This window comes from Streptomyces sp. NPDC048352 (assembly GCF_040651895.1).
Lineage (GTDB): Bacteria > Actinomycetota > Actinomycetes > Streptomycetales > Streptomycetaceae > Streptomyces.
Genome location: NZ_JBEZKZ010000077.1, coordinates 1 through 24151, shown reverse-complemented (window position 1 = coordinate 24151; position 24151 = coordinate 1). Strand labels below are relative to the sequence as shown.

14 protein-coding genes are annotated in these 24151 nt (G+C 76.2%); all 14 read left to right on the top strand.

What is annotated here, in order from left to right; translation table 11 throughout:
• Positions 1–3: 3 nt before the first annotated feature.
• A complete protein-coding gene (locus tag AB0D45_RS28825; RefSeq protein WP_362464343.1) occupies positions 4–231 on the top strand; it encodes an MbtH family NRPS accessory protein in 228 nt (75 codons plus the stop codon).
• A 195-nt stretch (positions 232–426) separates the two neighbouring features.
• Positions 427–5697: an amino acid adenylation domain-containing protein gene (locus AB0D45_RS28820; RefSeq protein WP_362464340.1), complete on the top strand. Its 5271-nt coding sequence runs from the start codon at positions 427–429 to the stop codon at positions 5695–5697.
• Positions 5694–12227 carry an amino acid adenylation domain-containing protein gene (locus tag AB0D45_RS28815; RefSeq protein ID WP_362464338.1) on the top strand — a complete coding sequence of 2178 codons (6534 nt, stop codon included), beginning with the start codon at positions 5694–5696 and terminating at the stop codon, positions 12225–12227. The genes AB0D45_RS28820 and AB0D45_RS28815 overlap by 4 nt, the downstream gene beginning before the upstream one ends.
• A gap of 4 nt (positions 12228–12231) precedes the next feature.
• Positions 12232–13242, top strand: coding sequence for an ornithine carbamoyltransferase (locus tag AB0D45_RS28810; RefSeq protein WP_361606753.1), 1011 nt, complete (start codon positions 12232–12234; stop codon positions 13240–13242).
• Positions 13239–14657 (top strand): MFS transporter, encoded by a 1419-nt coding sequence (locus tag AB0D45_RS28805; protein WP_362464335.1) that lies wholly within the window; start codon positions 13239–13241, stop codon positions 14655–14657. The genes AB0D45_RS28810 and AB0D45_RS28805 overlap by 4 nt, the downstream gene beginning before the upstream one ends.
• Before the next feature lie 181 nt (positions 14658–14838).
• Positions 14839–15627, top strand: a complete 789-nt coding sequence (locus tag AB0D45_RS28800) for a Tat pathway signal sequence domain protein (protein ID WP_361606759.1) — start codon at positions 14839–14841, stop codon at positions 15625–15627.
• A gap of 89 nt (positions 15628–15716) precedes the next feature.
• Positions 15717–16931 (top strand): inositol-3-phosphate synthase, encoded by a 1215-nt coding sequence (locus AB0D45_RS28795; RefSeq protein WP_362464333.1) that lies wholly within the window; start codon positions 15717–15719, stop codon positions 16929–16931.
• A 20-nt stretch (positions 16932–16951) separates the two neighbouring features.
• Positions 16952–17914 (top strand): SCO3242 family prenyltransferase, encoded by a 963-nt coding sequence (locus AB0D45_RS28790; RefSeq protein ID WP_362464330.1) that lies wholly within the window; start codon positions 16952–16954, stop codon positions 17912–17914.
• Positions 17911–18807, top strand: a complete 897-nt coding sequence (locus tag AB0D45_RS28785) for a sugar phosphate isomerase/epimerase family protein (RefSeq protein ID WP_361610348.1) — start codon at positions 17911–17913, stop codon at positions 18805–18807. Before AB0D45_RS28790 ends, AB0D45_RS28785 begins: the two co-directional genes overlap by 4 nt.
• Complete coding sequence (locus AB0D45_RS28780; protein WP_362464328.1) at positions 18804–19484, top strand: EboA domain-containing protein; 681 nt, start codon at positions 18804–18806, stop codon at positions 19482–19484. The genes AB0D45_RS28785 and AB0D45_RS28780 overlap by 4 nt, the downstream gene beginning before the upstream one ends.
• Before the next feature lie 106 nt (positions 19485–19590).
• Positions 19591–20448, top strand: a complete 858-nt coding sequence (locus AB0D45_RS28775) for a TatD family hydrolase (RefSeq protein ID WP_362464326.1) — start codon at positions 19591–19593, stop codon at positions 20446–20448.
• Between the two features lie 21 nt (positions 20449–20469).
• Positions 20470–21684, top strand: coding sequence for a metabolite traffic protein EboE (eboE, locus tag AB0D45_RS28770; RefSeq protein ID WP_362464323.1), 1215 nt, complete (start codon positions 20470–20472; stop codon positions 21682–21684).
• Positions 21681–23069, top strand: a complete 1389-nt coding sequence (locus AB0D45_RS28765; protein ID WP_362464321.1) for a nucleotide pyrophosphatase/phosphodiesterase family protein — start codon at positions 21681–21683, stop codon at positions 23067–23069. The genes eboE and AB0D45_RS28765 overlap by 4 nt, the downstream gene beginning before the upstream one ends.
• A 30-nt stretch (positions 23070–23099) precedes the next feature.
• A complete protein-coding gene (locus AB0D45_RS28760; RefSeq protein ID WP_361610354.1) occupies positions 23100–23921 on the top strand; it encodes a 4'-phosphopantetheinyl transferase superfamily protein in 822 nt (273 codons plus the stop codon).
• Positions 23922–24151 lie beyond the last annotated feature (230 nt).

Sequence of the window (24151 nt, the reverse complement as noted above, 5' to 3'; positions counted from 1 at the left end):
GCGATGAGCGAACAGCAGCACGAGAGCCGGCAGGACACCCGCTACCGCGTCGTCCTCAACGACGAGGAGCAGTACTCGATCTGGTGGGCCGGGCGCGAACTGCCCGCCGGGTGGCGGGCCGAGGGCACCGAGGGCACCCGCGAGGAATGCCTCGCCCGGATCAGCGAGGTGTGGACCGACCTGCGCCCCGCCAGCCTGCGCCGCCGCATGTCCGCCGCGTCCTCGGCCTGACCCCGCCGCCCCCGGGCCCCCGGCTTCCGGGCCCGGCTTCCCGGCCCGCGGCATAAGCCCCCGCACGGCTCCGGGCCCGACGACAACCCGGCCCCGGCACCCGGGCCCCGGCCTCCGGGACCCGCATCCGGGCCCGCTCCGGCCGCCAGGCCACGGGCGCGGCCGACGCCAACCGATCCCGATGAAGGAGAGAACGTGAACGACCGTACGCAGTCGGGATCCGCCCCCGGCCGTCTGCTGCTGCCCGCCCTGTTCAGGGCCCAGGCCGCCCGCACCCCCCAGGCCCCCGCCGTCCTCGGCGCCGACGGAGCCGTCCTCACCTACGCCGCCCTGGACCGCCTCGCCTGCCGCCACGCCGCGGCCCTGCGCGCCCGGGGCGTGGCGCCCGGCGACTTCGTCGGTGTCTGCCTGCCGCGCGGCCCCGAGCTGGTCGCCGCGCTGCTCGGCGTCTGGTTCGCGGGCGCCGGCTACGTCCCGCTCGACCCCGGCTACCCCGAGGCCCGGCTCGCCCTGGTGCTGGAGGACGCCGGCGCGGCCGTGGTCCTCGCCGGCCGGGGCACCGCCGCCCGGCTGCCCGCCGGCACCGCCGTCCTCGACGTCGCCGGCGCGCCGGAGTCCGTACCGGCCGAGGAAGCCGCCGCCTTCCCGCTCGCCCCGGACGCCGCGCGGCCCGCGTACATCCTGCACACCTCCGGCTCCACCGGCCGCCCCAAGGGCGTCCTGGTCCCGCACGGCGGCATAGCCAACCGGGTCCGCTGGCTGGCCCACCGCCACAAGCTGGGCGCCGCCGACCGCTTCCTGCTCAAGACCACCATCGGCTTCGACGCCGCGGGCCTGGAGCTCTTCTCCCCGCTGATCAGCGGCGGGGCGGTGGCCGTCGCCCCCGAGGACGCCGAACGCGACCCCGCCGCCCTGCTGCGCGCCGTCGCCGACCACGGGGTCACCGTCCTGCAGGGCGTGCCCTCCGTCTACCGGCGCCTGGTCGAGCAGTCCGGCTGGGAGGACGCCGGAGCCCTGCGGCTGATCTTCAGCGCGGGCGAGCCGCTGCACGCCGAACTGTGCCGGGCGCTGGCCGAGCTGGCCCCGCGCGCCGAGATCTGGAACACGTACGGGCCCACCGAGGCCTCCGTCGACGTCACCGAGCACCGGTGGGACCCGGCCCAGCAGACCGGAGCCGTCCCCATCGGCCGCCCCATCGCCCACATGCGCGCCCTGGTCCTCGACGCGGCCGGCCGGCCCGTCCCGGTCGGCGTCCCCGGCGAGCTGCACGCCGGCGGCATCGGCCTCGCCCTCGGCTACCAGGGCCGGCCCGGCCAGACCGCCGAACGCTTCGTGCCCGACCCCTACGGCCCGCCCGGCGAGCGCCTCTACCGCACCGGCGACCGCGTCCGCTGGCTGGCCGACGGCACCCTGGAGTACCTCGGCCGCCTCGACCACCAGGTCAAGGTCAACGGCGTCCGCATCGAGACCGGCGAGGTCGAGGTTGCCCTCGCCGCCCACCCCTGGGTGCGCGCGGCCGTCGCCGCCGCCGTCCCCGACGGCTCCGGCGGGCACCGCCTCGTGGCCTGGGTCCAGTCCCGGGGCGAGCTGCTGCGCCCCGAGGAACTGCGCACCTTCCTGCGCCGGGCCCTGCCCGACCCGCTGATCCCGTCCCTCTACGTGCCCGTCACCGAGTTCCCGCTCACCGCGAACGGCAAGATCGACCGTTCCGCCCTGCCCGACCCCGCCTCCGCAGCCGCCTCCGCCGCCGAGGGCGCGCACGTCGCGGTGCGCACCCCCGCCGAACGGGTCGTCGCCGAGCAGTGGTCCGCCCTCCTCGGCATCCCCGCCGCGCAGATCGGCGCCACCAACGACTTCTTCCAGCTCGGCGGGGCCTCCCTGCTCCTCAGCAGGCTCGCCGAGGCCCTGTCGGCCGCCGCCGGAACCCGGGTCCCGCTCCGCGCCCTGTTCACCGCCACCACCGTGGAGGCCCAGGCCGCCCTGCTCGCCGACGCCCCGGCGCTGTCCCCCGCCGGTCCCGGCGCGGCCGCGGACGACGGCGCCGACGCCGACGACGAGACCGTCCGGCCCGTGCCGCGCCCCGCGGAGGGCCTGCCCCTGTCGCCCGGACAGCAGGGCCTGTGGCTGATGGACCGGATGCGCCCGGGCAGCGCCGAGTGGAACGCCCCCGTCTTCATCACCCTGCCCGGGGAGTACACGGACGAGACCGTCGCGGCCGCCCTGACCGCCCTCGCCGAACGCCACGAGATCCTGCGCACCCGCTACGTCCTGCGCGGCGCCGAGCCCGTGCAGATCACCGACGCCGAGGCCCGCGTCGAGCTGCGCACCACCCGCGCCGAGACCGCGGCCGCCCGGGGCGCCCTGATCGAGGACGAGTTCACCCGCCCCTTCGACCTGGAGGAGGGACCGGTCTGGCGTGCGCTCGGCGTGCGCGGGACCGACTCCCTGCACCTCGTGCTGTCCATCCACCACATCGCCTGCGACGGCTGGTCCTCCGTCGTCCTCGGACGCGACCTGCCGGCCCTCGCCGAGGCCGCGCACCACGGCACCGCGGCCGGACTGCCCGCCCTGCCGGTGCAGTACGCCGACCACGCCGCCCACCAGCGGCGCCGGCTGGCCGGGGCCGCCGCCGACGCGGAACTCGCGTACTGGAAGCAGGCCCTGGACGGGATCCTGCCCGTCGACCTGCCCGCCGACCGCCCCCGGCCCGCCGTCCGCGACGGGCTCGGCGCCGCCCACGTGTTCACCGTCCCCGCCGAACTGGCCGAGCGGGCCGCCGCCCTCGGGCGCGGCCACGGCGCGACGCTCCAGCAGACCCTGCTGACCGTCTTCGGGACCCTCGTGGCCCGCCTCACCGGCCAGTGGGACGTGCCGGTCGGCGTGCCCGTCGCCGGACGCGAGCGGCCGGAGGTCGCCGACGTCGTGGGCTTCTTCCTCAACACCCTGGTCATGCGCTGCGACGCCCCGGCCGACGCCACCTTCGGCGAGGCCCTGGTCCGGGTACGCGACACCGCCCGCGCCGCCTTCGCCCACCAGGACCTGCCCTTCGACCGGCTCGTCGCCGCACTGGACGAGGCCCGCGACCCCGGCCGCACCCCCCTCTACCAGGTCATGTTCGACCTGCACGAGGAAGGGCGCACCGGCGCCGCCACCACCGGCGACGACGTCGACGCCTTCCGCGGCGCCTGGCGCTCCGCCCGCACCGACCTCACCTTCGTCGTGCAGCGGCAGGCCGACGGCTCCCTCCTCGGCCTCGTCGAGTACGCCACCTCCCTCTTCGACGCCGCCACCGTCGAACGGTTCGCGGCCGGCTGGGTCCGCCTCCTCGAGTCCGTCACCGCCGACCCCGACGTCCGCCTCGGCCGCGCCGCCCTGCTCCCCGACGCCCTGCGTACGGAGATCCTGGCGCTCGGCCCCGGCGCGCCCGAGCCCGGCGCCGGCCGGACCGGCGAGGACGCCGTGCACACCGCGATCGCGGCCGTGGCCCGCCGCTCCCCGGACGAGACCGCCGTCGTCTGCGGCGGCGAGAGCTGGAGCTACGCCCGGCTGGAGCGCCGCGCCGAGGCCTTCGGGCAGCGGCTGCGGGAACTGGGCGCGGGCCCCGAGACGACCGTCGCCGTGATGCTGGGGCGCACCCCCGACCTGATCGCCGCCTACCTCGGCACCTGGAAGGCCGGCGCCGCCTACGTACCGCTCGACCCGGCGGCCCCCGACGACCGCCTCGGCTACGTCCTCCAGGACGCCGCGGCCACCCTGCTGGTCTCCGACCTGGACGGCGCCACCCGGCTGCGCGGCCACCACGACGGCCCCTGGCTGGCGGTGGACACCGACGAGCGCCTCGCCGCCCTGGCCTCCGGCGGTGCGCAGCGTGCTTCCTCGGGGCCGGTCCCCGCCGGGGCCCCAGGGTTCGGGGCCGGCGCCGCCGCCCTCGCGGCGTGCAGCGACCCCGCCCTGGCCGCCGAGGGACTCGCCTCCTGGGCCCGTACCGCACCCCCGGCCGGGGGCCCCGGCGGGCAGCACACCGAGGGGCTGCCGTCCTGGCCCGCCACACCGCCGGAGGCACCGGCCGACCCCGCCCGGCTGGCGTACGTCATGTACACCTCCGGCTCCACGGGACGGCCCAAGGGCGTCGCCGTCGAGCACCGCACCCTGCTGGCGATGCTCCGCGCCTCCCAGGCCCACCTGGACTTCGGCCAGGGCCCCGACGACGCCTGGCTGGCCCTGGCCCAGCCGACCTTCGACATCTCCTGCACCGAGCTGCTGATGCCGCTCGTCGCCGGCGGCCGGGTGGTCCTGGCCCAGGAGCCGGACCTCACCGACCACGCCGCGCAGCTGCGGCTCATCGAGGAGCACGGCGTCAGCCACCTCCAGGTCGCCCCGCCGCACTGGCAGATGCTCATCGACGCCGGCCTCGGCCGCCGTCCGCTCGTCGGCCAGACCGGCGGCGAGCCCTGCCCGCCCGCCCTGGCCCGGGACCTGTCCCGCCGGCTGCTGCGGTTCGTCAACGAGTACGGGCTCACCGAGACGACCATCGCCGCCACCCGCTGGGACGCCCACGACACCGCCACCGCCGTCCCCGTCGGCCGCGCCTACCCGCACGTCACCGCCCGCGTCCTCGACGCGTACCTGGAACCGGTCCCGTACGGCACCACCGGCGAACTCTGCGTCGGCGGCGCCGGCCTGGCCCGCGGCTACCACGGCCGCCCCGACCTGACCGCGGCCGCCTTCGTCCCCGACCCGTACGGCGCCCCCGGCGCACGCCTCTACCGCACCGGCGACCGCGCCCGGATGCTGCCCGACGGCACCCTGGAGTTCGCCGGCCGCGCCGACGGCCAGGCCAAGATCCGCGGCCGCCGCGTGGAGACCGGCGAGGTGCAGGGCGTCCTCGCCGAACACCCCGGCGTCGCCCACTGCGCGGTCGTCGTGCACGGCAGCGGCCCCACCGCCGCACTGATCGGCTACTGGGTCCCGCGCGGCACCAACCCGCCCGGCGACTCCGAACTCCTCGACCACTGCGCCCGCCGCCTGCCGGACTACATGGTCCCCGCGCTGCTGGTGCCCGTACCGCACATCCCGCTCACCCGGCACAACAAGGTCGACACCGCTGCCCTGCCCGCCCCCGACCTCGCCGCCGCCCTCCGCGACGAGCCGTACACCGCGCCCGAGGGCCCGGTCGAGGAGATCGTCGCCGGGATCTGGGCCGAGGTCCTCGCCGGGGAGGACGGCACCGCCCGCCGGATCGGCGCCCGCCAGGGCTTCTTCCGGATCGGCGGGAACTCCGTCCTCGCCGCCCGCGTCATCGCCCGCCTCCACGAGGAGTTCGACGTCGAGATGCCCCTGCGCGCCGTCTTCGAGCACCCCACCGTCGCCGGTCTCGCCGCCGCCGTCGAGGAGGCCGTGCGCCTCGAGATCGAGACCCTCGACCACGCCGAACTCGCCATCGCCCACAGGGAGTACCAGCCGTGACCGCACCCACCGCACCCACGCAGGACGAGCTGCGGGCGGAACTGCTGCGCAGACGGCTCGCCGGACGCGCGGGCCGGGCCGCGGGCCGCGGCCCGGTCCGCACCGGGATCCCGCGCGCCGACCGCGGGGCGCCGCTGGCGCTCTCCGCCGGCCAGCGCCAGCTGTGGTTCCTGCACCAGTTCGACCCGGACAGCCCCGAGTACCTGCTGCCGCTCGCCCACCGGCTGCGCGGCACCCTCGACGAGAGCGCCCTGCGCCGCTCCTTCGACGCCCTGGCCGCCCGCCACGAGATCCTGCGCACCCGCTACCTCCTCGACGGCGCCGAGCCCCGCCAGGTCGTCGACCCGGCCGGCCCGGTCGACTACGCGGTCACCGAGGCCACCGGGGTCGCCGAAGCCGACCGGGACGCCGCCGCGGCCGCCTTCGCCCAGGCCCGCGCCGGCGAGGTGTTCGACCTGGCCGCCCAGGCCCCGCTGCGGGTGCGCCTGCTGCGCCTGGCCGCCGACGACCACGTCCTGGTCGTGGTCATGCACCACATCGCCTGCGACGCGCTGACCCGGCCGCTGATCCTCGCCGACCTCGCCGCCTGCTACCGGGCCGCGGGCACCGTCACCGGCCCGCTGGACGGCGTACTCCCCGAGCCGCCCGTCCAGTACGCCGACTACGCGGCCTGGATGAACGCCCGCCAGTCCGGCCCCGCCGCCGAGGCGGCCCTCGACTGGTGGCGCGGACAGCTCGCCGGCACCGAACCCCTCGGCCTGCCCACCGACCGGCCCCGCCCCTCCGTGCGCGGCTGGGCCGGCGCCGTCGCCGAGTTCGACGTGCCGGCCGCCACCGCCGCGCGGCTGCGCACCCTCGCCGAACAGGAGGGCGCCACCCTCTTCATGGTCCTGCTCAGCGCCTACCAGGCGCTGCTGGGCCGCTACACCGGCAAGCAGGACGTCAGCGTCGGCACCGCCGTCTCCGGCCGCACCCGCCCCGAACTGCGGCAGATGGCCGGCTACGCCTACAACAGCCTCGTCCTGCGCGGCCGCTGGGAGGGCGACCCCGCCTTCCGCGAGCTGCTCGCCGGCAACCGCACCGCCGTCCTGGACGCCTTCGACCACCAGGACACCCCCTTCGACAGGATCGCCGACGAGCTGGAGCCCGCACGCGACCTGTCCACCACCCCGCTCTTCCAGGTGATGTTCGACCTGGCCTCCGGCCAGGGCACCGACAGCCCCGAGCTGCCCGGCCTCACCGTCGGTCCGGTCGCCGCCGTCGGCCGGATCGCCCGCTTCGACCTGACCATGCACCTCGCCGAGCGCCCCGACGGATCCCTGCACGGCGCCCTGGAGTACGCCACCGACCTGTTCGAGGCCGCCACCGCCGAGCGGATCACCGGCCACTACGCGGCGCTGCTCGCCGCCGCCGCCGAGCGCCCCGACGCCCCCCTGTCCACCCTGGAGTTCATCGGCGACGCCGAGCGCGCCCTGCTGCTCGACGGCCCGGCCGAGCCGGTCGGCGCCCCCGTGGACGCCGCCGCCCTGCGGCCCGTCTTCGAGACCATCGCCGAGCGGGCCGCCGCCACCCCCGGCGCGGTCGCCGTCCGGCACGCCGCCGGCGAGCTCACCTACGCCGAACTCGACGCCCGCGCCGACCGGTTCGCCCGCCGCCTGCTCCAGCTCGGCGTGCGCCCCGACGAGACCGTCGGCGTGCTCCTGGACCGCGGGCCCGACCTCGTCGCCGCACTCCTGGGCGTCTGGCGGGCCGCGGCCGCGTACGTGCCGATCGACCCGGGCTACCCGGACGAGCGCATCTCCTTCATGCTCGGCGACACCGGCACCCGCCTGGTCATCACCCAGACCCGGCACGCCGGCCGCTTCGACGGCCCGCAGCTCGTGGTGGTGGACGACCCGGCCGAGCGGACCGCGCTCGCCACCGCCGAGGCCGAGCTGCCGGCCGCGTACGACCTCGACCAGCTCGCCTACGTCATCTACACCTCCGGCTCCACCGGCAGGCCCAAGGGCGTCCTCATCGGCCACCGGGGCCTGGCCAACTACCTCACCTGGACGGCCGGCGCCTACGCCTCGGCCGGCACCGGCGGCGCGCCCCTGTTCTCCTCCGTCGCCTTCGACCTCGGCGTCCCCGACCTGTACGCGCCCCTGATGACCGGGCAGAGCGTGCACCTGCTCCCGCAGGACTTCGACACCGCCGACCTGGGCGCGCTGCTCGCCGCCGGGGGACCGTACGCCTTCATCAAGCTCACCCCCGGCCACCTGGACCTGCTCTCCCAGCAGCTCGACCCCGCGCAGGTCCGCGACCTGGCCGGGCTGGTCATCGCCGCCGGCGACTCCTTCACCCACCGCCTCGCCGAGCGCTGGGCCGCCGCCGCGGGACCCGGCGGCACCCGGCTCGCCGCCGAGTACGGCCCCACCGAGATCACCGTCGGCAACTCCGCCCACTTCCTCGCCGCGGACGGCGCCCCCCGCGGCCCCGTCGCCACCGAGCTGGTCTCCATCGGCCGGGCCATCCCCCACACCACCATGTACGTCCTGGACGAGCGGCTGCGGCCGCTGCCCGTCGGCGTCCCCGGCGAGGTGTGGATCGGCGGCACCGGCCTGGCCCGCGGCTACGCCGGCCGCCCCGACCTGACCGCCGAGCGCTTCCTGCCCGACCCGTACGGCGCCCCCGGCACCCGCATCTACCGCACCGGCGACCTCGCCCGCGTCCTGCCCGACGGGAGCCTCGACTTCGTCGCCCGCATCGACCACCAGGTCAAACTGCGCGGCTACCGCATCGAACTCGGCGAGATCGAGACCGCCCTCACCGCGCTGCCGGCCGTCGGCGAGGCCGTCGCCCTCGTCCGCGAGGACAGCCCCGGAGACAAGCAGCTCGTCGCCTACGTCGTGCCCGCCGCCGGCGCCGACGAGGCCGGCCTGGCCCCCGCCGCCCTCAAGGAGGCCCTCGCCGAGGCCCTGCCCCCCTACATGATCCCCTCCGCCTACCTGCGCCTGGACGCCCTCCCGCTGACCGCCAACGGCAAGCTGGACCGGCGGGCCCTGCCCGCCCCCGGCCGCGAGGCCACCACCGTCGGCGAGCACGTCGAGGCCCGCGACGCCGCCGAGGCCTCCATCGCCGCGGTCTGGGCCGAGGTGCTCGGCCTGGAGGCGGTCGGCGTCCACGACAACTACTTCGACCTCGGCGGCGACTCCATCCGGGCCGTCTCCCTCGTCGGCGCCCTGCGCGAGGCCGGCTGGGAGACCAGCGTCCGCGACGTCTTCGAGCACCGCACCGTCGCCCGGCTGCGCGCCGCCCTCGGCGACCAGGCCGGCGACGGCTCCGCCGAACGCGCCGACGGGCCCGTCGCCCCCTTCGCCCTGATCAGCGAGGACGACCGGCTCACCCTGCCCGCCGACGTCACCGACGCCTACCCGGTCTCCCGGGTCCAGGCGGGCATGCTGGTCGAGATGCACGGCCGCAGCGGCGAGAACCGCTACCACAACATCACCTCCTTCCGGATCCGCGACGCGCTCCCCTTCGACCCCGAGCTGTTCCAGCGGGCCGCCGACCTGATCGTCGAACGCCACGAGGTGATGCGGACCTCCTTCGCCATGGCCGGCTACAGCGAGCCGCTCCAGCTGGTCCACGCCGTCGGCACCGTCGCCATGCCCTGCGTCTTCGAGGACCTGCGCCACCTGCCGCGCGACGCACGCGAGGCCACCCTCTGGTCGTTCGCCGACCGCGACCGCGAGGAGCTGTTCGACCTCACCACCGCCCCCCTCATGCGGATGGCCGTCCACCTCGTCGACGACGAGAGCTGGTGGCTGTCCATCACCGAGTGCCACCCCGTCATCGAGGGCTGGAGCTACCACTCCCAGCTGATGGAGATGCTCCGCGCCTACCACGCGCTGCGCGCCGGCGGCCGACCCGAACCGGCCCCGCCGGTACCGGCGGTGCGCTACGCCGACTTCATCGCCGGCGAACTGCGCTCCCTGGCCGACGCCGGGGACCGCGACTACTGGCGGGAACTGGTCGACGCCCACGAGAAGTTCACCATCCCCACCGGCTGGGGCGGCGACCCGCACGGCGCCGACGAGCGGTACCGCGTCGACATCGACCTCGCCGAGGTCCAGCCGGGCCTGCGCGCCCTCGCCTCCGCCGCGCAGGTCCCGTACAAGAGCGTCCTGCACGCCGCGCACAGCAAGGTCCTGTCGATGCTGACCCGCGCCGGGGCGTTCCGCGGCGGCATGGTCGCCGACGCCCGTCCCGAGGAGGCCGGCGCCGAGCGGGTCTCCGGCATGTACCTCAACTCCGTGCCCTTCCCGTACCGCAAGGGCGCCGCCACCTGGGGCGAAATGGCCCAGGAGGTGTTCGCCCGCGAGGTGTCGCTGTGGCCGCACCGCCGCTACCCCATGCCCGCCATGCGCGTGCCCGGCGGCGAGAGCCACCTCATCGACGTGCTCTTCCACTACCTGGACTTCCACCAGGTCGACGTGGAGCTCATCGACATCATGGCCAGCCGCGACGACAGCCCCAACGAGTTCCCGCTCGTCGTCGGCACCCCGGTCCGCGGCCACCTGTCGATCGCCTCCCGTACGAGGACCCTCGCCAAGGCCAACGCCGAACGGCTCGCCGGGCTCTACCGGGCGGTGCTCGCCGACATGGCCCGCACCGGGGCCGGCGGGGACGCCACCGGCGCCTTCCCCACCGCCTACGAGAAGGCCCGCCTGGCCGCGCCGCCCCTGCCGCACCCCGACACCCCGGCCGACGTACTCGCCGGCTTCGAGGCGCAGGCCGCCCGCACCCCCTGGGCCACCGCCCTCACCGGCGCGGGCACCTCCGGCACCTCGTACGCCGAACTCGACGAGCGGGCCAACCGGATCGCCCGCAGGCTGCGCGCGCTCGGCGCCGGCCCCGAGACCCGGGTCGCCGTCCTGCTGGACCGCGGGCCCGAGCTGGTGGCCGCCCTGCTCGGGGTGTGGAAGGCCGGCGCGGCGCAGCTGCCGGTCGACCCCTGCACCCCGGACGCGCGGATCGCCGGGCTCGGCTTCGAACTGGCCCTCACCGAGGCCCCGTACGCCGGCCGCTTCGCCGGGATCCTGCCCGAGGGGCGGGTCCTGGCCGTCGCGGAGGTCTCCCACGAGGGCGACGGCAGCCCCCTGGGCCTGGACCTGGACCCGGACCGGCTCGCCTACGTCCTGCACACCTCCGGCTCCACCGGCACCCCCAAGGGCGTCGAGATCAGCCACCGCTCGCTCGCCCACTACCTCGACTGGGCCGTACGGGCCTACACGGAGGCGGGCGCGGGCGGCGCCCCCTGGTTCACCTCGGTCGGCTTCGACCTGGGCCTGCCCGCCCTGTACGCGCCGCTGCTGACCGGGCAGCGGGTGCACCTGCTGCCCCAGAGCTGGCAGCCGGGGGAGTTCGGGCCGCTGCTGCTGGCCGGAGCCCCGTACTCCTTCGTCGGACTCACCCCGGGCCACCTCCGCCTGCTGGAGGCCCAGCTGACCGACGCCGAACTCGGCGGCCTCGCCGGGATCACCGTCTGCGCCGGCGACGCCTACCCGACCGCCCAGGCCGAGCGGGTCTCCGCCCGGATCGCCGCGGCCGGCGGGGGGATGCTGCTCGGCGCCGAGTACGGGCCCACCGAGGCCACCGTCGCCGCCACCTTCGGGTACGTACGCCCGAACACCGGGCGCACGCTCGTCCCGCTGGGCTCCCAGCTGCCCGGCGTGCTGCTGCGGATCCTGGACGAGCGGCTGCGGCCGGTGCCCGACGGGATCGCCGGCGAGGTCTGGCTCGGCGGCGAAGGACTGGCCCGCGGCTACGCCGGACAGCCCGCACTCACCGCCGCATCGTTCCTGCCGGACCCGTACGGGCTCCCCGGCACCCGCATCTACCGCACCGGCGACCTGGCCCGCGTCCTGCCCGGCGGCATCCTGGAGTTCACCGGGCGCGCCGACGAGCAGGTCAAGATCCGCGGTCACCGCGTCGAACCCGGCGAGGCCGAAGCGGCCCTGACCGCCGACCCGGCCGTACGGGAGGCACTCGTCGCTCCCGTGGACGCCGCCGACGGCGGCAAGCGGCTCGCCGCCTGGGTGGTCCCCGCGGACGGAGCGGCCGTCGAGGTCCCCGCCCTGCGCGACCGGCTGCGCACCGTCCTGCCCGCCGCCGTCATCCCGGCCACCGTCACCGTCGTCGACCGGCTGCCCCTGACCGCGAACGGCAAGCGCGACAAGGCCGCCCTGGCCTCCCGCCGGGCCACCGCGACCCCGCTGCCCCACACCGCCCCCCGCACCGACCTGGAAAAGGTGCTCGCCGAGGTCTGGTCCGAGGTCCTCGGCCTCGAACAGGTCGGCGTCCACGACGACTTCCGCGACCTCGGCGGCGACTCGCTGCTGGTGGCACCGCTGCTCGTCACCGCCCGCCGGCACGGCCTGGCCCTCGACCTGGCCACCGCGCTGCGCCACCACACGGTCGCCCAGACCGCCACCGCGCTCGAAGCCGCCGCCCGCCAGGACGGCGCACACCACCCCCGGAAGGGCTGATCCGATGGACCCGCACACCACCGACCGGCAGGGCCGCCGCCCCGCCCGCCACCTGATCTCCATCGACGACCTCACCGACCGGGACCTGCTCCGGATCGTCGAGCGCGGCGCCGAGTTCTCGGCGGGCACCGCCACCGGCTCCGACGCGCTCGAAGGCCTCGTCGCCGGCATCTACTTCGCCAAGACCTCCACCCGCACGCGCACCGCCTTCTCCTCCGGGGCGCTGCGCGTGGGCGCCCGGACCGTCGCCTACGGCCCCGGCGACCTCCAGCTGAACACCGGGGAGTCCGTCGAGGACACCGGCCGCGTCCTGTCCGGGATGCTCGACGTCCTCGTCGCCCGCACCGCCGGCCCCGAAGCGGAGCTGCGCGGCTGGGCCGCCCAGGACCGGATGGCCGTCGTCAACGCGATGAGCGCCGAGGAGCACCCCACGCAGGCCCTCACCGACCTCACCACCCTGCTGCGCCACTTCGGCCGGATCGAGGGGCTGCGCGTCCTGTACGCCGGCGAGGGCAACAACACCGCCGCCGCCCTGGCCCTGGCCCTCACCCGGTTCCCGGGCGTCCACTTCGAGGTCCGCACCCCGCCCGGCTACGGGCTGTCCCCCTCCATCACGCGCCGGGCGCTGGCGCGGGCCGGGCGCACGGGCGCCGTGCTCGCGGAGCGGCACGACATGGAGGCGCTGCCCGGGGGCTTCGACGTCGTCTACACGACGCGCTGGCAGACCACGGGCACCGAGAAGCCGGACGCGAACTGGCGGGAGGTCTTCGCCCCGTTCCAGGTCACGGAGGACCTGTGGAAGGACAGCCCGCAGGCGGTCTTCATGCACGACCTGCCCGCCCACCGGGGCGAGGAGGTCACCGCGGAGGTGCTGGACGGGCCGCGGAGCATCGCCTTCGCCCAGGCCACCAACAAGATGCACAGCGCCATGGCCGTGCTGGAGTACACCCACTCCGGTCCGCGGGACACCGCGGACGACCTCGCCGGGCCGCGTCCCGCACTGGCCGTACGGTGACCCCGCCGCCGAAGACGGTGACGGACCCGGCGGTCCTCCCGTGGCACCAGGCCGAGGGCACCACGAACGCCGAAGACACCCCTGACACCGGGCCCGCGGAGCGAGCCACGGCCGCCCCGAAGGCCGGAGCGGACGCCGGGTCCGGTTCCCGGGCCGGCGCCGAGGACGCGGCGAAAGCCGGGGCGGAGGCCGGCGGCGGCGCCGCGACGGAGGTCGTGCCGCTGCGGCGGAACCGGGACTTCTCCCTGCTCTGGGGCGGCGCCGGACTGTCGCTGCTCGCCGGGCGGGCCACCGCGGTGGCCTACCCCCTCACCGTGCTCTGGCTCACCGGCTCACCCGGCGACGCCGGCCTGGTCGGCACCGCCCTGCTCCTCCCGCAGCTCCTCGTCCAGCTCCCCGGCGGCGCCCTCGTGGACCGCTGGGACCGGCGCCGGATCATGCTCGGCGCCGGCCTCGGCCAGGCACTGGTCGCGGGAGCCGTCGCCGCCCTGCTGCTCAGCGGCCACGTCTGGCTGTGGGCCCTGCTCGCCGCCGCCTTCGTGGAGGGCACCCTCGGCGTCCTGCACCAGCTGGCCGAGCGGGCCGCGGTCCCCGCGGTCGTCCCCGCCGGGCAGCTGCCCGCCGCCCTCACCGGAAACGAGGCGAGGACCCGCGGCGCGGCCATCGCCGGCCAGCCGCTGGGCAGCGGCCTGGTCGCCCTCGGCGCCTCCTTCCCCTACGTGGCGGCGCTGGCCGGCCAGCTCGCCTCCGTGGCCCTGCTGTTCGGGGTCCGCGGCAAGCTCCAGACCGAGCGCACCGGTCCGCGCCCCGACCTGCTCGCGGACGTCAAGGAGGGGCTCGTCTGGATGTGGCGCCAGCACTTCCTGCGCGCCGTCATGGCCGCCGTGGCCGTCTCCAACGTCCTCTTCCAGGGCCTCAACCTCGCCGTCATGACCGGGATCCAGGAGAACCACGGATCGCAGTTCGAGATCGGCCTCGTCCTGTCCCTGAGCGGGGCCGGCGGACTCGTCGGCGCCCTCAGCGGCGGCTGGTGGGCCACCCGGTTCTCGCTGCGCGCCCTGGTCCTCGGCGGACTGGCCGTCTGGACCGTGCTGATGGTGCCCGTCGCGGTCCTGCGCGACCCCTTCGCCCTCGGCGCCCTGTTCGCGGCCAGCGGGTACGTCGGCGGCGTCTTCAACGTGGCCGGAGGGGTCTTCATGGTCCGCGTCGCCCCGGACCGGATGCGGGGCAGGGCCAACTCCCTCGCGATGCTGGTCGGCGGCGGAGCCATGGCCGCGGGCCCGGTCGCCGCCGGCTTCGCCCTCGAGGCTTTCGGGCCCACCCGTACCGTCCTCGGGCTCAGCGCCGCCATGGGCCTCACCGCCCTCCTCGCGCTGTTCTCGCCCGCCCTGCGCCGCAATCCGCTCGACGCGTAGCAGGCCCGCCGCTCCAGCCCGCGCAGGCCCCGCACCGGGGGCCTGCGCGGTTGCGTTCCCGCAGCTCGCGCGGACGTACGGGACGTATAGAGCGGCCATAGCCGGCCACGGAAAAGTACAGGTCATCGCAGTCTCCCGAATGCCCGTCCGCATCCGCGCCAGACCCTGAAGGAGCACGACCATGCCGCTCAACTCCATGGACCGGAGGAGCGTCCTGCGGACCGCCCTCGGCGTCGCCGGGGCCGCCGCCACCGTCGGCCTCGTCGGTGCCGCGCCGGCCGCCGCACACGGCCGCCACCGCCCGGAGCTCCCCAAGGTCGAGGGCCTGGTGGGCGACCGCTGGGCGAGCGAGTTCTGGTACGACTACGACGAGATGTCGTACTACACGCCGACCGCGGAGATGAAGGCCGCGGTCGCCGCGATCACGGCCCCCTTCGGCGGGTTCACCAAGTCGTACGACGCCTGGCTCGCCACCCGCCAGGGCGGCCGCTACCCGCGCAGCTGGATGGAGATCATCCAGCCGAACCGCGCCCACTTCGAACTGCTCTCCCGCGAGCAGAAGAAGGTCTACGACAAGTGGTACGGCCACGACCCCAAGGGTCTGGTCTTCGCCTTCCAGGAGTTCGGCCAGGGCACCCTCTTCGACCCGCGCCGCCCGGCCGGCAACAAGGTCCACATGATGAACTACACGCCGCCGACCCCCACCCAGGCCTACCACCGCTGGCACGCCTACCTGCAGTCCTTCCAGCTGCTGAACATCGACCGCCGCTTCTGGGCCCACATCAACCGCCTCGCGGGCACGGCCTGGGAGCTCCAGTCGATCGGCAAGCCGGTCAACGACGCCAACGACAACAAGCACCTGCCCAGGCACGTGGTCAACAAGGTCACCGCCAAGTGGCTGTGCCGCTCCGACTCCAAGGTCACCGCGGCCTTCGACGTCTGGCCCCACCCGGCCGACCTGGGCAAGTGACCCCCGCCGGGGCCCGTCCGCCGGACCGGCCCCGGACCCCCCACATCCCGGCCCCCACGTTCCTTTCGGCTCAGGAGGATTGGCACACCATGCGAGACACGACCGGATCAGCACCCCGAATCGGCGTCTGGATGGTCGGCGCGCGAGGCTCGGTCGCCACGGCCGCCGTCGCCGGCACCGCCGCCATCGTCGCGGGTGCCGCCTCCCCCGTCGGGTGCGTCACCGAGACCGCCCCCTTCCGTGACGCGCCCCTCCCGGCCCTCGCCGACCTGGTGTTCGGCGGCCACGACGTCGTCGACACCCCGCTGGCGGCGAGGGCCGGGCAGCTCGTGGACGCGGGGGTACTGCCCGCGTCCGTGCTGAAGGCGCTGGACACCCCGCTGGCCGCCGCCGAACTGGAGATCCGCGACGGATCCCCGCACGCCGGCGAGGCCCAGTCCGAGACCGCGGCCCGCCTCGCCGCGGACATGGCCTCCTTCCGCGACCGGCACGCCCTGGAACAGGTGGTCGTCGTCAACGTCTCCTCCACGGAGCCGCTGCCCGAACCCGACCCGGCCTTCCTGGACCTCGCCGCCCTCGAAGCGGGCCTCGCCGCGGGCACGGTCACCCTGCCCGCCAGCTCCCTCTACGCCTACGCCGCCTTCACCGCGGGCTTCTCCTACGTCAACTTCACCCCTTCGGCGGGCGCCGCCCTGCCCGCCCTGGAGGAACTGGCCCGGCTACGCCGCGTCCCGCACGCCGGCCGCGACGGCAAGACCGGCGAGACCCTCGTCAAGAGCGCCCTCGCGCCCATGTTCACCCAGCGCGCGCTGCGCCTGCGCTCCTGGTCCGGCACCAACCTGCTCGGCGGCGGAGACGGAGCGACCCTCGCCGACCCGGCGGCCGCCCGCTCCAAGACCGAGTCGAAGCAGCGCAGCCTCGAGGAGACCGTCGGCCACGCCGTCGAGGGCCAGGTCCACATCGACAACGTCCCCGAGATGGGGGAGTGGAAGACCGCCTGGGACCACATCTCCTTCGAGGGCTTCCTCGGCGTCCGCATGACCATGCAGTTCACCTGGCAGGGCTGCGACTCGGCGCTGGCCGCCCCGCTGGTCCTGGACCTCGTACGGCTCACCGCGCTGGCGGGCCGCCGCGGCGAGGCCGGGGCGCTGGCCGCCCTGGGCTTCTTCTTCAAGGACCCGTCGGGCTCCACCGAGCACAACCTCACCCTCCAGTACGAGGCCCTGCGTACCTGGGCCACCGCCCCAGCCGTACCGGCCACCGCCCCGTCCCGCCCGCGACCGCTGACCGGGGCCCGGCCGTGAGCCCGGCAGCGGGTCCCGCCGTGAGCCCCGCGGCGACCGCCGCCGCGGCCGGGCGGACGGCCCGCCCCGCCTCCCAGGCCTCCGCCGGACCGCTGCGCCTGCCGCCCTTCCCCGGCCGGGCCTTCCGCGCCCGGCGCACCCTGCGCGCCTACGCCGAGCTGCTGCGGGCGCCCGCCGCGATCACCGTCCCCGGCGACGTCCTCGCCGGGGCCCTGGCCGCCGGACGCGGCACCGGCCCCCGCACCCTGGGCCTGGCCGGCTCCTCCGTCTGCCTCTACTGGGCGGGCATGGCCCTCAACGACTGGGCCGACCGGGAGCAGGACGCCCTCGAACGGCCCGAACGCCCCCTGCCGTCGGGCCGGATCAGCCCCCGCGCCGCCCTCACCACGGCCGCCGCGCTCACCGCCGCAGGCCTGGGCGCCGCCGCCCTCGCGGGCGGGCCCCGTACCGTCCTGCGGCGCACCCTGCCCCTGGCCGCCGCGGTGTGGGCCTACGACCTCGGGGCCAAGAAGACCCCGCTCGGTCCCGCCGTGATGGCCGCCGCCCGGGCCCTGGACGTCCTGCACGGCACCGGCCCCGGACCGGCCCGGGCGGCCCTCGCGCCCGCGGCCGCCGTCGCGGGCCACACCCTGGCCCTGACCCGGCTCAGCCGCCACGAGGTCGCCGGAGCCCCGCCCCGCGAGGCGGCCCTGACCGCGCTGGCGTCCGCCGCCGCGGCCGCCGCCACCCTCACCCGTACCGCCGGCCCCGCCCAGGGCGCCGCCCTCGCCCTGTACGGCGCCGGCTACGGCCCCGCCCTCGCGGCGGCCGTGCGCCACCCCGCGGCCCCCGAGGTGCGCCGGGCCGTCGGCGCCGGCATCCACGCGCTGCTGCCCCTCCAGGCCGCGCTCGCCGCCCGGGCCGGCGCCCCCCGCGTCGCCGTCCCGCTCGCCGCCGCCCTGCCGCTGGTGCGGCGGCTCGCCAGGAAGGTCTCCCCGACATGAGCGGCCCCGCCGCGCTCCGGTTCTCGTACGGCACCAACGGCCTCGCCGACCACCGGCTCGGCGACGCCCTGCGGCTGCTCGCCGACCTCGGCTACGAGGGCGTCGCGCTGACCCTGGACCACCAGCACCTGGACCCGTACGCCCCCGACCTCGCCGCCCGCGTGGAGGAGGTCCGCCGCGCCCTGGACGCCACCGGCCTGGCCGTCGTCGTGGAGACCGGCGCCCGCTACCTCCTCGACCCGCGCCGCAAGCACCGCCCCACGCTGCTGTCCGCCGAGCCCGAGGGCCGGCGGCTGCGCCTGGGCCTGCTGCGCCGGGCCGTCGCCATCGGCGCCGAACTGGGCGCCGGCGCCGTGCACTTCTGGAGCGGCGCCCCCGACCCGGGCACCACCGGCGAGCAGGCCTGGCAGCGGCTGGTCGACGGCTGCGCCGAGACCGTCGCCCACGCCGAGGACGCCGGGATCGACCTGGCCTTCGAGCCGGAGCCGGGCATGCTCGTCGCCGACCTCACCGGCTACCGCCGGCTGCTGGCCGCCCTGGGCCGGCCGGACCGCTTCCGGCTGACCCTCGACCTCGGCCACTGCCGCTGCCTGGAGCCCTGGCCCGTCGCCGACTGCGTGGCCCTGGCCGCCGACCGCCTCGCCCACGTCCAGATCGAGGACATGCGCCGGGGCACCCACGAACACCTCCCCTTCGGCGAGGGGGAGATCGACTTCCCGCCCGTCCTCGGCGCCCTCGCCGACGCCGGCTACCAGGGGCTCGTCTCCGTCGAACTCCCGCGCCACAGCCACGCCGGAGCGGAGTCGGCCCGCCACAGCATCGCGTTCCTGCACGCGGCCGCCGGCCGGCGCCCGCAGCAGCAGGCTCCACAGAAGGAGGCCGTACCGGTATGACCGCCCCCACCCTCGCCCCGCCCGCCGCAGCAGCCGCGAGCGCGGACGGCGCCGTACACGACGCCCTGACCCTGCGCACCCTCCGGGAGTCCCTGCGCTCCGTCCTCGACCAGGAACACCGCCTGCGGCTCACCGCCGCCGTGGACGCCGTGGCCGCCGAGGGCCCCGCCGCCCTGGACCGCCGCTTCCCCGCCGCCGGGCGCGAGTACGGCCGCGGCTCCCTGCCCGGCTGGGCCGACTGGGCCGTCGAGGACGCCGTACGCACCGTGCTGCTGCTGGCCCTGACCCGCTACGGGACCACCGGCGCCGCCCTGGCCGGGGAGGCCGCCGAACGGTACGCGCACGGCGACGCCGCCGAACGCCGCGGCGTGCTGCGCGCCCTGCCGTTCCTGCCGGTCGGCGACCGCGCGGTGCACCTCACCGACGACGCCGTGCGCACCAACGACAACCGGCTCATCGCCGCGGCGCTGGGCCCCTACGCCCGCGCCCACCTCGACCAGTACCGCTGGCGCCAGGCCGTCCTCAAGTGCCTGTTCACCGGGATCCCGCTGGCCAAGGTCGCCGGCCTGAACGAACGCCGCGACGCCGAACTGGCCCGGATGGCCCACGGGTTCGCCGCCGAGCGGCGCGCCGCCGACCGCGCCGTACCGGCCGACCTGTGGTCCCTGGCGCCGTGACCGCCCCGGTCCACCGGACCGCGGCGCCCCGGGACGCCTCCGCGGCCACGCCACCGGCGCCCGCCGACCACTGACGCCACCACCGACCCCTGACCGGAGCCCGACCATGCGCATCTTCGACCCGCACATCCACATGACGTCCCGCACCACGGACGACTACCGAGCGATGCACGCCGCCGGCGTGCGCGCGCTGGTCGAGCCCGCGTTCTGGCTGGGCCAGCCCCGTACCTCGCCCGCCAGCTTCACCGACTACTTCGACGCCCTCCTCGGCTGGGAGCCCTACCGCGCCGCGCAGTTCGGCATCAGCCACCACTGCACCATCGGCCTCAACCCCAAGGAGGCGAACGACCCGCGCTGCACCCCCGTCCTGGACCTGCTGCCCCGCTACCTCGCCAAGGACGGGGTCGTGGCGGTCGGCGAGATCGGCTACGACACGGTCACCGAGGCCGAGGACCACGCCTTCGCCGTCCAGCTCGCCCTCGCCGTCGAGTTCGGCCTGCCGGCCCTCGTCCACACCCCGCACCGCGACAAGGCCGGCGGCACCAGCCGCTCCCTGGCCGTGATCCGCGAATCGGGCATCGACGCCGGGCACGTCGTCCTCGACCACCTCAACGAGGTCACCGTCCGCGAGGTCCGCGACTCCGGCTGCTGGATGGGCTTCTCCATCTACCCCGACACCAAGATGACCCCCGACCGCATGGTCGCCGTCCTCGAGGAACACGGCACGGAGCGGATCCTCGTCAACTCCGCCGCCGACTGGGGCCACAGCGACCCGCTGCTCACCCGCGCCACCGCCGAGGCCATGCTCGCCGCCGGCTTCGACGAGGACGACGTGGACCGCGTGCTGTGGCGCAACCCGGTGGCCTTCTACGGCCAGTCGGGCCGGCTCGGCCTCGACGGGTACACGGACGTACAGGCCGCAGGCCTCTACGCGGGCAACTCCATCGCCCGCGGCGGAAACTGATCAGGAAAGAGGAACCGCCTGATGCGCTTCCGCCACCCCGACGGCACGGCCGTCCACCTCGCCTACTGCACCAACGTGCACCCGGCCGAAACCCTGGAAGGGATCACCGCCCAGCTCGACACGTACGCCGAACCGGTCCGCCGGGCTGCCGGCGAACCCGTCGTCGGCCTCGGCCTGTGGCTGCCCGTGGACGCCGCGGCGGCCCTCGCCGCCGACCCGGCCGCCGTCACCCGGCTGCGGGGGGAGCTCACCGCGCGCGGACTGGAGACGGTGACCCTCAACGGCTTCCCCTACCGGGGCTTCCACGCCCCCGTGGTCAAGCGGGCCGTGTACTACCCGGACTGGTCGGAGCCCGCCCGGCTCGACTACACGCTGAACCTGGCCCGGATCCTGGCGGGACTGCTGCCCGACGACGCCGAGCGCGGTTCGGTCTCCACCCTGCCGCTGGCCTGGCGCACCGCCTGGTCGCGCACCCGTACGGCCGCCGCCGCCCGCCACCTCCAGGCACTCGCCGCCGGCCTCGCCCGGATCGAGGAGGAGACCGGCCGGACCGTGCGCGTCGCCGTCGAGCCCGAGCCGGGCTGCGTCGCCGAGACCACCGAGCAGGCCATCGAGGTGTTGTCCGACGTCGACCACGACCGGATCGGCCTCTGCCTGGACGCCTGCCACCTCGCCGTCGCCCACGAGGATCCCGGCACCGCCGTCGGCCGGCTGCTGGCGGCCGGGCTCCAGGTGGTCAAGCTCCAGGCCTCCAGCGCCCTGGAGGCCGCCGACCCGCACGACCCCCGCGTACGGGAGGCGCTGGCCGCCTTCGCCGAGCCGCGCTTCCTGCACCAGACCCGCGAGGCCGGGCCGGACGGCTCGGCGCTCCTCGGCTCCGACGACCTCGGCCCCGCCCTGGCCGGAGCCCTGCCCGGCAAGGCCCCGTGGCGCATCCACTACCACGTGCCGCTGCACGAGGAACCCGCCCCGCCGCTGGCCTCCACCGCGCCGGTCCTGCGGGACACCCTGCGGGCGCTGTTCGGCGGGGACCACGCCGTCACCGACCACATCGAGGTGGAGACGTACACCTGGTCCGTGCTGCCCGAGGACGCGCGGCCCGTCGGCGCGGCCGGCCTCGCCCGGGGCATCGCCGCCGAACTCGCCTGGACGGCCCGCGAGCTGACCGCACTCGGGCTGACCCCCCTCGACCTGACCCCGACGGCCCCCGCCGCGCAGAAGGAGCCCGGCTCATGACCCCCTCCCCCCGGCGGAAGAAGACCGCCGTCCTGTGCACCGTCGGCCTGACGCCCCGGCTGCTGCCGCACATGCCGAACGTCCGGGCCATCGGCGAACAGGGCTTCGGCGCCCCGCTCGACACGGTGTTCCCGGCCGTCACCGCCACCGTCCAGGCCACCCTCACCACCGGCACGCTGCCCCGCGAACACGGGGCCGTCGGCAACGGCTGGTACTTCCGCGACCACGGCGAAGTGATGATGTGGCGCCAGCACAACGCCCTCGTCCGGGGCGAGAAGGTCTGGCAGGCCGCCCGCCGCCACGACCCGGACCACACCACGGCCTACCTGTGCTGGTGGTGGGCCATGGGCGCGGACGTCGACACCGTGCTGACCCCCCGGCCCGTCTACCACTACGACGGCCGCAAGGCCCCGGACTGCTACACCGTCCCGGCCGCCCTGCGCGATGAACTGACCGACCGCCAGGGCGAGTTCCCGCTCTTCAACTACTGGGGCCCGACGGCCTCGCTCACCTCCACCCGGTGGATCGCCGGCGCCGCCCTGCACGTGGCGGACACCCGCGACCCCGACCTGTCCTTCATCTACGTCCCGCACCTCGACTACGACCTCCAGCGGTACGGCCCCGACAGCCCCGAGGCCGTCCGGGCCGCCCGCGAGGCCGACGCCGCCCTCGGCCCGCTCCTCGACGCCCTGCGCGAGCGCGGCACCACCGTCGTCGCGCTCAGCGAGTACGGCATCTCACCGGTCAGCCGGCCCGTGGACGTCAACCGCGCGCTGCGCCGCGAGGGACTGCTGTCGGTCTACGCCCAGCGCGGGATGGAGTACCTCGACCCGTACACGTCCCGGGCGTTCGCCGTCGCCGACCACCAGGCCGCCCACGTCTACGTGGCCGACCCGGCCGACATCCCGCGCGTGCGCGACGTACTGAAGGCCCTGGACGGCGTCGACGAGGTCTGGGACCGGACCCAGCAGGCCGACTACGGCATCGACCACCCGAACGCCGGCGAGCTCGTCGCCGTGTCGGAACCCGACGCCTGGTTCACGTACTACTACTGGCTCGACGACCAGCGCGCCCCCGACTTCGCGCGCGGCGTCGAGATCCACCGCAAGCCGGGCTACGACCCGGCCGAGCTGTTCTTCGACCCCGCCGATCCGGCGGCCAAGGCGAAGGCGGCGCTCGCGGTGCTGAAGAAGAAGGCGGGGATGCGCGCACCGCTCCAGGTGGTGCCCCTCGACCCGGGCTGTGTCCGGGGCAGCCACGGACGGCTGCCCGGCGACGACCGGGACGCCCCCGTCCTGCTGTGCTCGGACCCGTCCGAGGAACGGCCCCGCTACCACGCCACCGAGGTGAAGGACCTGCTCCTGCGCCTGGGCGGACTGACCTGACAACGCCCTCAAGGGGGAGAGGAGGACCCGATGACGAGCCAAACCCTGACCGCCGTGCGCGGCCGCATCGACCACACCGCCACGACCGGTGTACTGCCCGTGCCGGGACCGGCTGCACGGGAGGCCGCGAGACTGCGCGCCACGGGCGAGGCGCACGTGTGGTGGTGGCCGCTCGAGGACCGCGTGGACCAGGCGGACTTCGACCTGCTCGACGAGGTCGAGCAGGTGCGCGCCCGCCGCTACCGGGCCGAGAAGGACGCCGCCGCCTTCGTCCGCACGCGGGCCGGTGCCCGCCGCGCCATCGGAGCGCTGCTGGGGGTGGAGGCCCGTACGGTGGCCCTCGGCCGCCGCGTCTGCCCCGGCTGCGGAGACCTCGAGCACGGCCCGCCGGCCGTGGCCAGCCCCGCCGTCGGGCTCGCGGTGAGCCTGACCCGCACGAGCGGCTGCGGGGTGCTGGCCCTGCACGCGGGGGACTGGATCGGCGTGGACGTCGAGGCGCTGCGGCCCGTCGAGTCGGGCTCCCTCGCCAGTGTGGTGCTCGCCCCCGCCGAGCACGCCTACATCCTGTCGCTGCCGGCCGGTCCGGAGCGCACCGCCGCCTTCCACCGGGTGTGGACCCGCAAGGAGGCCGTGCTGAAGGGGGTCGGGCTGGGGCTGCTCGGCATCGACCTCAACGCCCTGGACGTCAGCCCGGGCACGGCGGGGCCGGTCGAGGTGGAGCACGGCTACCAGGGGGAGGTCAGCAGCTGGCAGATCGACGACCTCGACCTGGACGGCAACTGGTCGGCCTCCCTGGCCCGCCCGGTGGACGGCTCCCCCCTGGGCCCGGTCCACCGCCACCGCCCGGCGTAACCACCTGCCCGGCGCCACCGGGGCCCCGTCCCGGCAGGGACGCCGTGTCCACCACCAGGCTCCGGGCCCGGATCCCACCCCGTGGGGCCCGGGCCCGGCCCGGCCGACCTCCCCGCACGGAGGACCGACCCTTTCCGGAGCTCCCCATGGCCCAGTCCGCCACCCCCGCCGCCCCGGCCGCAGCCGCCCCCACGGCCGCCGCGGCCGCCGCCCCGGCCGCCGCCCCCGCC